At 70.6% G+C, this 13,385-nt stretch carries 13 protein-coding genes; 3 read left to right on the top strand and 10 right to left on the bottom strand.

What is annotated here, in order from left to right; genetic code table 11:
* Positions 1–45: 45 nt before the first annotated feature.
* Complete coding sequence (gene msrA, locus ACFOWE_RS10410; protein ID WP_377287008.1) at positions 46–732, bottom strand: peptide-methionine (S)-S-oxide reductase MsrA; 687 nt, start codon at positions 730–732, stop codon at positions 46–48.
* A gap of 136 nt (positions 733–868) precedes the next feature.
* Between msrA and rarD the strand changes: the two genes are divergently transcribed.
* The 3 genes from rarD (at position 869) to ACFOWE_RS10395 (ending at position 3,653) form a co-directional block, all read left to right on the top strand.
* A complete protein-coding gene (gene rarD / locus ACFOWE_RS10405; protein WP_377287007.1) occupies positions 869–1,780 on the top strand; it encodes an EamA family transporter RarD in 912 nt (303 codons plus the stop codon).
* A 221-nt stretch (positions 1,781–2,001) separates the two neighbouring features.
* Positions 2,002–2,352, top strand: a complete 351-nt coding sequence (locus ACFOWE_RS10400) for a YciI family protein (RefSeq protein WP_377287006.1) — start codon at positions 2,002–2,004, stop codon at positions 2,350–2,352.
* Between the two features lie 26 nt (positions 2,353–2,378).
* Complete coding sequence (locus ACFOWE_RS10395) at positions 2,379–3,653, top strand: RNA polymerase sigma factor (RefSeq protein WP_377287005.1); 1,275 nt, start codon at positions 2,379–2,381, stop codon at positions 3,651–3,653.
* 105 nt (positions 3,654–3,758) lie between these two features.
* Here the strand turns inward: ACFOWE_RS10395 and ACFOWE_RS10390 are convergent, their stop codons facing one another.
* The 9 genes from ACFOWE_RS10390 to nuoH form a co-directional block, all read right to left on the bottom strand.
* Complete coding sequence (locus tag ACFOWE_RS10390) at positions 3,759–4,175, bottom strand: MarR family winged helix-turn-helix transcriptional regulator (protein ID WP_377287004.1); 417 nt, start codon at positions 4,173–4,175, stop codon at positions 3,759–3,761.
* 159 nt (positions 4,176–4,334) lie between these two features.
* Positions 4,335–5,330: a polyprenyl synthetase family protein gene (locus tag ACFOWE_RS10385; RefSeq protein WP_377287003.1), complete on the bottom strand. Its 996-nt coding sequence runs from the start codon at positions 5,328–5,330 to the stop codon at positions 4,335–4,337.
* Positions 5,331–5,344: 14 nt separating this feature from the next.
* Positions 5,345–6,898 (bottom strand): NADH-quinone oxidoreductase subunit NuoN, encoded by a 1,554-nt coding sequence (nuoN, locus tag ACFOWE_RS10380; RefSeq protein WP_377287002.1) that lies wholly within the window; start codon positions 6,896–6,898, stop codon positions 5,345–5,347.
* Positions 6,895–8,448, bottom strand: a complete 1,554-nt coding sequence (locus ACFOWE_RS10375) for an NADH-quinone oxidoreductase subunit M (protein ID WP_377287001.1) — start codon at positions 8,446–8,448, stop codon at positions 6,895–6,897. The genes nuoN and ACFOWE_RS10375 overlap by 4 nt, the downstream gene beginning before the upstream one ends.
* Complete coding sequence (nuoL, locus tag ACFOWE_RS10370) at positions 8,448–10,298, bottom strand: NADH-quinone oxidoreductase subunit L (protein ID WP_377287131.1); 1,851 nt, start codon at positions 10,296–10,298, stop codon at positions 8,448–8,450. The genes ACFOWE_RS10375 and nuoL overlap by 1 nt, the downstream gene beginning before the upstream one ends.
* A gap of 70 nt (positions 10,299–10,368) precedes the next feature.
* Positions 10,369–10,665, bottom strand: a complete 297-nt coding sequence (nuoK, locus tag ACFOWE_RS10365) for an NADH-quinone oxidoreductase subunit NuoK (protein WP_377287000.1) — start codon at positions 10,663–10,665, stop codon at positions 10,369–10,371.
* The gene (locus ACFOWE_RS10360) at positions 10,662–11,498 is read right to left on the bottom strand and encodes an NADH-quinone oxidoreductase subunit J (RefSeq protein ID WP_377286999.1); all 837 of its coding nucleotides are present in this window, start codon (positions 11,496–11,498) and stop codon (positions 10,662–10,664) included. The genes nuoK and ACFOWE_RS10360 overlap by 4 nt, the downstream gene beginning before the upstream one ends.
* Positions 11,491–12,006 carry an NADH-quinone oxidoreductase subunit NuoI gene (gene nuoI, locus ACFOWE_RS10355; RefSeq protein WP_377286998.1) on the bottom strand — a complete coding sequence of 172 codons (516 nt, stop codon included), beginning with the start codon at positions 12,004–12,006 and terminating at the stop codon, positions 11,491–11,493. Before nuoI ends, ACFOWE_RS10360 begins: the two co-directional genes overlap by 8 nt.
* Positions 11,993–13,384 (bottom strand): NADH-quinone oxidoreductase subunit NuoH, encoded by a 1,392-nt coding sequence (gene nuoH / locus ACFOWE_RS10350; RefSeq protein ID WP_377286997.1) that lies wholly within the window; start codon positions 13,382–13,384, stop codon positions 11,993–11,995. The genes nuoI and nuoH overlap by 14 nt, the downstream gene beginning before the upstream one ends.
* Between the last annotated feature and the right edge of the window lies 1 nt (position 13,385).

The following is a 13,385-nucleotide window of genomic DNA, read 5'->3' as shown; positions in this document are numbered from 1 at the left end:
ACCCTCAGACAGCCCTGCGGCCCGAGGGTCTCCCTCTTACCGCGCTTACTGCTCCGAGCTCGTCAGACCCGTCTGGCAGGCCCACTCGGACGGGTCACCCAGCTTGACGCTGGTACCGCCGATGCCGCAGTAGCCGCCGGGGTTCTTGTGGAGATACTGCTGGTGGTACTCCTCGGCGAAGTAGAACTCACCGGCCGGGGCGATCTCGGTGGTGATGGGGCCGTGGCCGGCCTCGGTGAGGACCTTCTGGTAGGCGTCGCGGGAGGCCAGGGCGGCCTTCTCCTGCTCCGGGGAGTGCACGTAGACCGCCGAGCGGTACTGCGTGCCGACATCGTTGCCCTGGCGCATGCCCTGGGTGGGGTCGTGGTTCTCCCAGAAGACCCGAAGCAGTTCCTCGTAGGAGACCTTCGCGGGGTCGAAGACGACCCGGACGGCCTCGGTGTGGCCGGTCATCCCGGTGCAGACCTCCTCGTAGGTCGGGTTGGGGGTGTGTCCGCCCGCGTAGCCGACCGCGGTGGACACCACACCGGGGGTCTGCCAGAACTTCCGCTCCGCGCCCCAGAAGCAGCCGAGGCCGAACTCGGCGATCTCCGTACCGGCGGGGTACGGCGGGGCGAGCGGGCCGTCGAGGACCATGTGCCGCTCGGGCACCGGCATCCGCGCCTCCCTCCCGGGGAGCGCGTCCTGGGGGGAGACCATGGCCGCCTTGTCCCTGCCGAAGAGCCAGCCCATCGGGGTCCTCCTTCTGTCGCCTTCTCCGTTCTGCTCAACCGCGCGCCGGGCCGCACTGTTCCCGTTAGCACTGCTTAATGATCAGAACAGGATTACTAATTTGTATTAAAAATGGTAAGCAGCCAAAATAGAGGACATGCCTGAATCGCGCCGCGGAGTCCTGTACGGCATCGCCGCCTACAGCATGTGGGGCCTGTTCCCGCTGTACTGGCCGCTACTGAAGCCCTCCAGCGCACTGGAGATCCTGGCCCACCGCATGGCGTGGTCGCTCGTCACCGTCGTCGCCATCCTCGCGGTGCGGCGGCACTGGTCGTGGGTCCGCGAGCTCCTGCGCACCCCGCGCAAGCTCGCCCTGCTGACCCTCGCCGCGCTGATCATCACCGCCAACTGGGGCGTCTACATCTACGCCGTCAACACCGGTCACGTCGTGGAGAGCGCGCTCGGCTACTTCATCAACCCCCTGGTCAGCGTGCTCTTCGGCGTCGTGCTGCTCAAGGAGCGGCTGCGCCCGCTGCAGTGGGCGGCGGTCGGGCTCGGCGCCCTGGCGGTCGTGGTGCTCACCGTCGACTACGGCCGGCTGCCGTGGATCGCGCTGGTGCTGGCCGCCAGCTTCGGCACCTACGGCCTGGTCAAGAAGATCGCCCAGGTCGGCCCGGCGGAGAGCATGGCCGTCGAGACGCTCGTCCTGCTGCTCCCGGCGCTCGGCTACATCGGCTACCTGACCTTCCAGGGCACCGGCACCTTCGGCGGCGCGGGCACCGGGCACGCGCTGCTGCTGGCCGGGGCGGGCGTGGTCACCGCGGTCCCGCTGCTCTGCTTCTCCGCCGCCGCGATCCGCGTCCCGCTCACCACGATCGGCCTGCTGCAGTACATCGCCCCGGTGCTCCAGTTCCTCTGCGGCGTGTTCGTCGCCCACGAGGTGATGCCCGCCAGCCGCTGGATCGGGTTCGCCGTCGTCTGGCTGGCGCTGTCCGTCTTCACCTGGGACAGCCTCCGCACCGCGCACGCCGCCCGCCGCGCGGAGCGGCTGGAGCCCGCCACCGTCTGATCCGCCGCCCCGGCCGTCCCCCGCCCCGGCTCCGGAGGAGAACGGCCGGGAACGGCCGGGTCGTGCGCCGCCTACCGGCGGACTTCCGGAGGCCGGTGCGGATACCGTGTCCGTTCCCGGAAAAAATCTCTGCGGGTGCTGTCGATCCGGCCGGGTCCCGTTCGTCGTCATGACGTACGGCGAGCGCCGTACGGACGACAGGACGCGGAAAGAGGCGGACCATGAAGTACATGCTGCTCATCCAGGCCGGTGCGATCGACGAGAACGGCGCCGCCGCGGAGTGCACCGTCGAGGACTGGATGGCCTACGACAAGGCCGTGCACGAGGCCGGGATCTTCGTCTCGGGCGAGTCGCTGGCGGACCTGGTCACCGCCACGACGGTCCGGGTCCGCCCGGACGGTGAGCGGACCGTCACCGACGGGCCGTTCGCCGAGACCCGCGAGGTCCTCGGCGGTTTCTACGTCATCGACGTGCCGGACCTCGACACCGCGCTGGACTGGGCGGCCCGCTGCCCCGGCTCGCGCGGCAGCGGGGCGGTCGTGGTGCGGCCGGTCGCCGACTTCGGAGTCTGACGGAGGGACCGGCGAGGAGGGCGACGATGCCGGACGGCAGGGGACCCGGTGCGGGCGGGGCGGTGGAGGCGGTGTTCCGCGAGGAGTACGGCCGGCTGCTCGCCTCCCTCGTGAGCCGCTTCCGCGACCTCGACCTGGCCGAGGAGGTCGCCTCCGAGGCGATCGAGGCGGCGCTGGCGCACTGGCCGGCGGAGGGCGTGCCGGCCAGGCCCGGCGCCTGGCTGCTGACGACGGCCCGGCGCAGGGCCGTCGACCGGCTCCGCCGGGACCAGGCCTACGCCGCCCGGCTCGCCGTCCTGCAGGTGGAGGCGGAGCGGGCCGGTCCCGTCCCGCCTCCGGACCCCGGCGGCGGCCTGCCCGACGAGCGGCTGCAGCTGTTCTTCACCTGCGCCCACCCCGCCCTGGCCGCCGACGACCGGGTGGCGCTGACGCTGCGCTGCCTGGCCGGCCTGACGACGCCCGAGGTCGCGCGGGCCTTCCTGGTGCCGCCCGCGACGATGGCGCAGCGGATCGTGCGGGCCAAGAAGAAGATCCGTCAGGCCCGCATCCCGTTCCGGGTGCCCGGCGCCGACGAGCTGCCCGGGCGCCTGCCCGAGGTGCTCCAGGTCCTGTACTCGATCTTCACCGAGGGGTACGCGGCCAGCTCGGGCGCGGACCTGCAGCGGACCGGCCTCGCCGAGGAGGCCATCCGGCTGGCGCGGATCCTGCACCGGCTGATGCCGGCCGAGCGGGAGGCCGCCGGGCTGCTCGCCCTGATGCTGCTGGTCCACGCGCGGCGCGGGGCCCGCACGGGCCCGGACGGCGGGATCGTGCTGCTCCAGGAGCAGGACCGCGGCCGCTGGGACCGGGAGATGATCGAGGAGGGGAGCGGCCTGGTGGTGGCCGCGCTGCGCGGCGGCCCGCCCGGCCCGTACGGCGTGCAGGCCGCGATCGCCGCGCTGCACGACGAGGCCGCTGACGTCGAGACCACCGACTGGCCGCAGATCGTCGCGCTCTACGACGTGCTGGCGGCCCTGGCGCCGTCCCCCGTGGTCGCGCTCAACCGGGCCGTGGCGGTGGCGATGCGCGACGGCCCTGCGGCGGGCCTGGCCCTGCTCGACGAGCTGGCCGGCGAGCCGAGGCTGCGGGCCCACCACCCCTATGCGGCGGCCCGGGGGGAGCTGCTGGACCGGCTCGGCCGCTTCGGCGAGGCCGCGGCGGCCTACCGGGAGGCACTCGGCCTGGCCGGCACCGAGCCCGAACGGGCGCACCTGCGGCGTCGCCTGGAGGCGGCCGAGCAGCAGGCCGCGGACGGCGCGTGACCGCCCGCGTGCGGACCTCCGCTCTCGGGTCACCGGATGGGCGGGCCGCCGGACGCCTCGGGCACTCCCCGGCGCGGGAAGGCCGGGCGGCCGTCCCGCCCCGCCTCAGCGCCGGGCGGTCATCGGCCCGCGCACCGCGCTGACCAGCTCCCGCAGGGCGGGATCGGCGTCGGCCCGGTCCAGGGCGGCCTCCAGCGACCGCTCGTAGGTGGAGGACGCCTCCCCCAGCCGGGTCCGCCCCTCCTCGGTGATCACGGAGTAGACGCCTCGGCGGTCGGCGGCGCACAGGTCGCGCCGGGTCAGCCCCGCCTCCTCCAGCCGGGCGATGAGGCGGGTCACCGAGCTCTGGTTCAGCCCGACCGCCTCGGCCAGCTCCTGCATCCGCAGCTCACCGTCCGGGGCCGCGGCCAGCTGCTTGAGCGCGCGGTACTCGGACAGGCCCAGGCCGTGGCCGCGCTGCAGCGCCTTGCCCAGCTCGGCCTCCACCCGGGCGTGCAGCAGAGCGAACCGGTCCCACGTCATCGCTCACCTCCGGGGTGGGACTGCCCGGCCACCGGGCCGGGGACGTCCACCGCGCACCTCCTGGCGGCGGGTCACCTGCGTCCCGGCTCCCGGCGGCGGACCATCTGCCTCCCGAGCCTACCTGCCGGTGCGACGGCCGCACACGCGGCGGAGCCCGGGTCAGCCGGAGCGTTCCACCACGTAGTCGCAGAGGGCGAGGTAGGCGGCGCGGGCCGGGATGTCGGGCAGCTCCGCCAGGTCGGCGCGGGCCCGGTCCGCCCAGGCGACCAGTTCGGCGCGGGCCCGGTCCATGGCGGGGTTGGCCCGCAGCAGCGTCAGGGCCTCCTCGACGTCCTCCTCGGCGACCGGGCCCGACAGCAGCTCGCGCAGGCGGGCGTCGGCGGGGTCGTCGCCGGAGAGCACGTAGAGCACCGGGAGCGTGCGGATGCCCTCGCGCAGGTCGGTGCCGGGCGTCTTGCCTGACTCGGCCGACTCCGAGGCGACGTCCAGCAGGTCGTCGCTGAGCTGCCAGGCCACGCCGATGGCCTCGCAGGCGCGGGTGAGCCGGTCGGCCACGTCGGGTGAGGCCCCGCTCAGCAGCGCGCCGAACCGGCCGGAGGTGGCGATCAGGGAGCCGGTCTTGTCGGCCAGCACGTCGATGTAGTGCCGGATCGGGTCGTCCCCGTCGCGGGGGCCGATGGTCTCGCGGATCTGGCCGCGGACCAGGCGGGAGAAGGTCTGTGCCTGGATGCGGATGATGTCCGCGCCGAGGTCGGCGAGGATCTCCGAGGCCTGGGCGAACAGGTAGTCGCCGGTGAGGATCGCCACGGTGTTGTCCCACCGGGCGTTGGCCGAGGGCGAGCCCCGGCGGACCGGGGCCTCGTCCATGACGTCGTCGTGGTAGAGCGTGGCCAGGTGGGTCAGCTCGATGACCACGGCCCCGGGGATGACCCCGGGGGCGGTCGCCGTGCCGAACTGCGCGGCGAGCAGCACGAGCATGGCCCGGAACCGCTTGCCGCCGGCCTCGATGAGGTGCCGGGACGCCTCCGTGACGAAGGCGTCCTCGCTCTCCACCGAGGCCCGCAGCAGCTTCTCCACCCCGGCCAGTCCTATGGCCAGGTCGTGCGCCAGCCTCTCGTCGACGAGCGGGAGATCGACAACCGGGGGCGCAGCCATGACGTCCTAACTTCCTAGCGGAGGATGAACAGAGCGGAAGCCGCCTCGCCGGCCAGGTCGAGCACCGGCTGCGGGAAGACTCCCAGGACTACGGTAGCCGCCGCCGCCAGAGCGATCACAGCCGAGGTGCCGACGGTGGGGGTGGCGATGGTCGGGCCGTCCGCGGCGGGCTCGCTGAAGAACATCAGCACGATCACGCGGACGTAGAAGAACGCGGCGATCGCGGAGGTCACCACGCCCACGACGACCAGCGGGAGCGCACCGCCGGCGTACGCGGCCGAGAAGACCGCGTACTTGCCGAAGAAGCCGCTGGTGAGCGGGATCCCGGCGAAGGCCAGCAGGAAGAACGCGAAGATGCCCGCCAGGATCGGGGACCGCTTGCCGAGACCGGCCCACTTGGACAGGTGCCCGGCCTCGCCGCCCGCCTCGCGGACCATGGTCGCCACCGCGAACGCGCCGACCGTGGTGAAGCCGTACGCGGCCAGGTAGAACAGGATCCCCGAGAGCGCGGCCTGGTTCTGCGCGAAGTCGCCCGTCGCGACCACGCCGGTCAGGATGAAGCCGGCGTGCGCGATCGACGAGTAGGCCAGCATGCGCTTGATCTCGGTCTGCGTGATGGCCAGGATCGCGCCGACGACCATGGTGAGGATCGCGACGCCCCACATGACCGGCTGCCAGTCCCACTCCAGGTTGCCCAGGGCGACCCAGAAGACCCGCAGCATCGCGCCGAAGGCCGACACCAGGACCGTGGAGGCCATCAGGGCGGTGATCGCGGTGGGCGCGCCCTGGTAGACGTCCGGCTTCCACACCTGGAACGGCGCGGCGCCGATCTTGAAGAGCAGGCCCACGCCGAGCAGCGCCATGCCGATGAGCAGCAGCGTGTTCGCGCCGCTGATCCCGGCCAGCGCCCCGCGGATGCCGTTCAGGTCGAGCGTGCCGGCGGCGCCGTAGGTCAGGGCCATGCCGTACAGGAAGATCGCCGAGGAGAACGAGCCGAGCAGGAAGTACTTCATCGAGGCCTCCTGCGAGAGCAGGCGGCGGTGCCGGGCCAGGCCGCAGAGCAGGTAGAGCGGCAGGGAGAGCACTTCCAGGGCCACGAACATGACCAGCAGGTCGTTGGCGGCGGGGAAGAGCATCATGCCGCCGACGGAGAACAGCAGCAGCGGGTAGACCTCGGTCTGGGCGTATCCGCTGCGGACCGCCTCCTCCTCGTCCGAGCTGCCCGGTACGGCCGCCGCCTGCGCGACGAACTGGTCCTCGTCGTTGATGAGCAGCGTGCTGACGACCGCCAGGACGAGGATGACGCCCCAGATGAACAGGGCGGGCCCGTCCAGCGCGAGTGCGCCCATGGCCGCGGGCTCGGTGGGCACGCCCTCCCGGGCCACCTGGAGGATCGTCAGCACGAACGCGCCGAGCAGCGCCAGCAGCGTCAGCGGGACGTGGATCGAGCGGCGCAGGTAGCGCGGGGCGAACGCCTCGACCAGCACGCCGACGATCGCCGCGCCGAAGACGAGCAGCAGCGGCGCGAGCAGGGCGTATTCGATCGTCGGCGCCGTGATGTTGTTCACTGGCCGGACCCCTTCTTCTCAGCGACGGTGGGAGCCGGCTGCTTGTCCGACACCTGGGCGTTGGTCAGCGTCTTGTCCACCGCGGGGTTGATCACGTCGAGCAGCGGCTTGGGGAAGAACCCGAGGGCGATGATCAGGGCGATGAGCGGGGCCACCACCGCGATCTCCCGGCCGTTGAGGTCGGCGAAGCCCTTGACCGTCTCGGCCGTGGGCCCGTTCATCATGCGCTTGTACATCCACAGGATGTAGATGGCCGCCAGGATCACGCCGATCGCGCCGATGATCGCCGGGATCGCGTACCGCTCGTAGGTGCCGATCATGACCATGAACTCGCTGACGAACGAGGACAGGCCCGGCAGGGCGAGGCTGGACAGGCCCGCGACCAGGAAGGCGCCCGCGAGCAGCGGGGCGACCTTCTGCACGCCGCCGTAGTCGGCGATCTGGGCGGAGCCGCGGCGGTAGATCAGGAATCCGGCGATCAGGAAGAGCGCGCCGGTCGAGAAGCCGTGGTTGACCATGTAGAGCGTGGCGCCCGACTGCGCGTTCTGGGTCATCGCGAAGACGCCCATCGCGATGAAGCCGAAGTGCGAGATCGAGGTGTAGGCGATCAGGCGCTTGATGTCGGTCTGGCCGATGGCCACGACGGCGCCGTAGATGATGCCGATCACCGAGAGCACGATCACCGGGACGGCGAAGTACTTCGAGGCCTCCGGGAACAGCTCCAGGCAGAAGCGGAGCATGCCGTACGTGCCGACCTTGTCCAGCACGCCGACGAGCAGGACCGCGGCGCCGGCCGGGGCCTGCGCGGCGGCGTCGGGCAGCCAGGTGTGGAAGGGCACCAGCGGCGCCTTGACCGCGAACGCGATGAAGAAACCGGCGAACAGCCACTTCTGCGTCGTCGGGTCCTGGATGACCCCGACCAGCTCGGGGAACATGAAGGTGCCCTTGTCGGCGATCACGTAGAGCGCGATCACCGCGACCAGCATGAGCAGGCCGCCGAAGAGCGAGTAGAGCAGGAACTTCACGGCCGCGTAGGACCGCTGCACACCGCCGTACGACCCGATCATGAAGTACATCGGGATCAGCATGGCCTCGAAGAACACGTAGAACAGGAAGATGTCGGTCGCCGCGAAGACGCCGATCATCATCGCCTCCAACACCAGCAGCAGCGCGAAGTAGGTCTTCGCGGAGCGCTTGGGCGCCGGGGCGTCGCTCCTGCCGTCGGGCGCGGGCCCGTCGGTGTCGTGCCAGGAGGCCAGGACCACGATCGGCACCAGGACCGCCGACAGCGCGATCAGCACCAGGGCGATGCCGTCCACGGCGACGCCGTAGTTCACGCCGAAGGCCGGGATCCAGCTGTAGGTCTCGGCGAACTGGAAGCGCTCACCGTTCGGGCTGAACTGGACCGCCATCGCGATGGTCAGGCCGAGCACGACCAGCGAGACGAGCAGCGCGAGCTGCTTGGCGAGCTTGTCGCTGCCCTTGGGGAGGCATGCCACCCCCACCGCGCCCAGCACGGGCACGGCCATCAGTATCGAGAGCCAGGGCATCACATGTTCCCTACGTAGAGCAGCGCTCCGACGACCACTGCGGCACCGAAGAAGATGGACAAGGCGTAGGAGCGGACGTAGCCGGTCTGCACCCGGCGCAGGCGTCCGGAGGTCCCGCCGATGCCCGCGGCCAGGCCGTTGACCAGGCCGTCGACGCCCCGGTTGTCGAAGAAGACCGACAGGCGGGTCAGCCACTGGCCGGGCCGCATGAACAGCGACTCGTTCAGCGCGTCGCCGTACAGGTCGCGGCGGGCGAAGGCGGTGAGGAAGGAGCCGCGCGGGGCGACGACGGGCACCTCGGCGGCGCCGTACCGGAACCACGCGAAGGCGGCGCCGGCGGCGACCAGGGCGAGCGTGGCCAGGGCCGCGGGGCCGACCCCGAAGACGTGCGGCTCGGGCAGCTCCTGCGGCAGGCCGACGGCCGGTGCGAGGAACGTCATGAACCGGTTGCCCAGGACCAGGAAGGCGCCCAGGCCGATCGAGCCGATCGCCAGGACGACCAGCGGAACGGTCATCACCGCGGGCGACTCGTGCGGGTGGGCGTCGTCGGCCCAGCGCTTCTTGCCGAAGAAGGTCATGAAGACCATCCGCGACATGTAGAAGCCGGTCAGACCGGCGCCCAGCACGGCGAGCCAGCCCAGGACCGGGTTGTGGTGCATCGCCGTCTCGATGATGCCCTCCTTGGTGTAGTAACCGGAGAGCAGCGGGAAGCCGATGATGGCCAGGTAGCCGATCATGAAGGTCACCGCGGTGATCTTCATGACGGAGAAGAGGCCGCCGTAGCGGCGCATGTCGACCTCGTCGTTCATGGCGTGCATGACCGAGCCGGCGCCGAGGAACATGTTGGCCTTGAAGAAGCCGTGCGTGATCAGGTGGCCGATCGCGAAGGCGTAGCCCGCCGGGCCGAGGCCCGCGCCGAGCATCATGTAGCCGATCTGCGACATCGTCGAACCGGCCAGGCCCTTCTTGATGTCGTCCTTGGCGCAACCGATGACGGCACCGGCGAGGAGCGTGGCGACGCCGACGATGGTGACGACCAGCTGCGCGGTCGGGGCGGCCTCGAAGAAGGCGCCGGAGCGCACGACGAGGTAGACGCCGGCGGTGACCATGGTCGCGGCGTGGATGAGGGCCGAGACCGGGGTCGGGCCCTCCATCGCGTCCAGCAGCCAGGCCTGCAGCGGCAGCTGCGCGGACTTGCCGCAGGCGCCGAGCAGCAGCAGCAGGCCGATGGCGGTCAGCGTGCCCTCGGAGGCCTGGCCGGCCACGCCGGCGCCCAGGTCGCGGAAGGCCAGCGAGCCGAAGGTCGTCCAGATCGTGAACATCGCGATCAGCAGGCCGAAGTCGCCGACGCGGTTGATGACGAACGCCTTCTGGGCGGCGTTGGCCGCGCTCGGCTTGAACTGCCAGAAGCCGATCAGCAGGTAGGACGCGAGACCCACGCCCTCCCAGCCGACGAACAGGCCGAGGTAGTTGTCCGACAGCACCAGCAGGAGCATGGCGGCGACGAACAGGTTCAGGTAGGCGAAGAACCGGCGGCGGTCGTGGTCGTGCGACATGTAGCCGATCGAGTAGATGTGGATCAGCGATCCCACACCGGTGATCAGCAGCGCGAAGCTGATCGAGAGCGGGTCGATCAGCACGCCCAGGTCGACCATGCCGGGGATGAACTCGAAGAGCCCGATCTCGCGGCGGCGCTCGCCCTGGTCGAGGCCGAGCAGCTCCACGAAGGAGGCGACGGCGACGGCGAAGGCGCCCAGCGACATGGCGACGCCGAGGAAGTGGCCCCACCGGTCGGTGCGGCGGCCGCCCAGCAGCAGGATCGCGGCGCCGAGCAGCGGCAGCGCGATCATCAGCCAGGAGTAGCCGATCGCCCCGCCGGTGTGCGGGATGATCTCAGCGGGAGATTGCACCGGCCACCCCTCAGTACTTCAGCAGGTTCGCGTCGTCCACGGACGCCGACCTGCGGGTTCGGAAGATCATCACAATGATGGCGAGGCCGATCACGACCTCCGCCGCGGCCACCACCATCACGAAGAAGGCGATGAGCTGGCCGTCCAGGCTGCCGTGCTGCCTGGCGAAGGTGACGAACGCCAGGTTGCAGGCGTTGAGCATGAGCTCCACGCACATGAACACCACGATCGCGTTGCGCCGCAGCAGCACGCCGAGGCCGCCGATCGCGAACAGCAGCGCGGAGAGCACCAGGTAGTGGGTGGTCACTCGCCGTCCTCCTTGATGATGGCGTCCTTCACCTGGATCGGCTGCTCCGGCTCGACGCCCTTGGCCCGCTCCTCTTCCTTGCCCTTGGCGAGGGCCTGGCGGATGAGCTCGGCTTTGTCCGGGTCGGTCGGCTCGTAGCCCTCCTCCAGCTCGTGCCGGGCCAGCACCCGGTTGATGGACTTGGCCGAGACCGAGCCGTCCGGCAGCAGGGCCGGCATGTCGATGGCGTTGTGCAGGGCGTAGGTGCCGGGGCCGGGCAGCGGCGAGGGCTGCGGGCCGGCGAAGCGGGTGCGGGCCAGGTCGCGCTGGGTGGCCTTGGGCCGGACGCGCTCACGGTGGGCCAGCACCATCGCGCCGAGCGCCGCGGTGATCAGCAGCGCCGAGGTGACCTCGAAGGCGAAGACGTGCCTGGTGAAGATCATTTCCGCCAGGGCGGGGATGTTGCCACCCTTGGCCTCCGCGGCCCGTCCGACGCCCGCCGCCGGGGCGAACACCGCGTTGCCGATGCCGAGGGCCAGCAGCACGGCGAAGCCGAGGCCCGCCACGGCCGCCCAGACGCGCTGCCCCCTGATCGTCTCCACCAGGGAGTCGGAGGAGTCCACGCCGACGAGCATCAGCACGAACAGGAAGAGCATCATGACGGCGCCGGTGTAGACGATGATCTGCACCGCGGCGAGGAAGGGCGCGTCCTGGACGGCGTAGAGCACGGCCAGCGAGAGCATGACCACGCCCAGCATCAACGCCGAGTAGACCGCCCTGCGGCTGAAGACGAGCCCGAGCGCGGCGGCCACGGACACGACCGCCAGCACCCAGAATGTGATGGTCTCACCCATTGGTACGTCCCAGCCGGTAGTAGTCCTCTTCGGTCTCACCGAGACGCATGGCGTGCGGCGGAGCCTCCATGCCCTCGGTCAGCGGCGCCAGGAGCATCTCCTTGGTGTAGATCAGCGCCTCGCGGGACGAGTCGGCGAGCTCGTACTCGTTGGTCATGGTCAGGGCGCGCGTGGGGCACGCCTCGATGCACAGGCCGCAGAGGATGCACCGCAGGTAGTTGATCTGGTAGGTGCGCCCGTAGCGCTCCCCCGGGGAGTAGCGCTCGGTCTCGGTGTTGTCGGCGCCCTCCACGTAGATCGCGTCGGCCGGGCACGCCCAGGCGCACAGCTCGCAGCCGACGCACTTCTCCAGGCCGTCCGGCCAGCGGTTGAGCTGGTGCCGGCCGTGGAAGCGCGGAGCCGTGGGCCGCTTCTCCTCGGGGTAGTTGACCGTCGGGACCTTCTTGAACATCGTGTGGAAGGTCACGCCGAACCCCTTGATGGGGTTGAGCCAATCAGTTGCTCCCACTGGGAACCTCCGCAGTCTTGTTCGCGCGCGCCTCCAGCGCGGCCGCTGCCCCGTGGTAGTGCGGCAGGTCGAGCGGCGGCACCGGGAAGCCCCCGGCGTACGGGTCCTCGTTGATCTGACGGAACTCCGCCTCGACCTGGGCGGCCCTGGCCTCCCTGCGCTTCTGCAGGGTGTTGTCGATGCGCCACCAGATCGCGAAGGCGCCGACGACGACGAGCGAGCCGATGATCATCACGGCGGTCCGGTTCACCTGGTCCAGCTGCATGGCGCGGACGGTGGCGACCAGCATGATCCAGCCGAGGTTGACCGGGATGAGGATCTTCCAGCCCAGCGCCATCAGCTGGTCGTACCGGACCCGCGGCAGCGAGGCGCGCGCCCAGACGAAGAAGGAGAAGACCAGCACCATCTTCAGGAAGAACCACAGCAGCGGCCACCAGCCGGTGTTGGCCTCCGGCCAGAAGGTGCTGATCGGGGCCGGGGCCCGCCAGCCGCCCATGAACAGGGTGATGGACACGGCCGAGACCACGAAGACGTTGATGTACTCGGCGAGCATGATGACGGCGAACTTCAGCGAGTTGGAGTACTCGGTCTGGAAGCCGCCGACCAGCTCGCCCTCGCCCTCGGGCAGGTCGAAGGGGACCCGGTTGGTCTCGCCCAGCATCGTGATGATGTAGATCAGGAAGGACGGGATCAGCAGGATCATGTACCACGAGGGCATCGGGACGTCCATCCCGAACAGCGTGGCCGTGTTGCCCGCCGCCTGCGCGGCGACGATCTCCGAGGTGGAGAGCGTGCCCGCGTACAGGAACACGCCGACGAACGACAGGCCCATCGCGATCTCGTAGGAGACCACCTGGGCGCTGGCCCGCAGACCGCCCAGCATCGCGTACGGCGAGCGGGAGCCCCATCCGGCCAGCACGATGCCGTAGACGCCGATGGAGGCCATCGCCAGCACCAGCAGCACCGCGACCGGCAGGTCGGTCAGCTGGAGCGGGGTCACCGTGCCGAAGATCGAGACCTTCGGGCCCATCGGGATGACCGAGAAGGCCATGAACGCGGGCGTGGCCAGGACGACCGGGGCGATGAAGTAGATCACCTTGTCCACGGTCCGCGGCATCAGGTCTTCCTTCAGGCCCATCTTCAGGCCGTCGGCGACCGACTGGAGCAGACCGAACTTGCCCGCCCGGTTGGGGCCGTACCGGTTCTGCATGCGGGAGATGAGCTTGCGCTCGAACCACACGCCGAAGAGCACGCCCAGCATCAGGACGGCGAAGATGACGACGGCCTTGAGGATGATGATCCCGATCGGGTCCTTGCCGAAGTCGGCGAGGCCCGGAAGGTTCGGGTCAACCGGGGCCGCGAGAGGAGACCAGCTCATG

The sequence above is a fragment of the Planomonospora corallina genome (assembly GCF_042650625.1).
In the GTDB taxonomy this organism is placed as follows: Bacteria; Actinomycetota; Actinomycetes; order Streptosporangiales; family Streptosporangiaceae; genus Planomonospora_B; species Planomonospora_B corallina.
The sequence above is the reverse complement of the archived record's forward strand: the minus strand, read 5'-3'. Positions and strand labels throughout refer to the sequence as shown.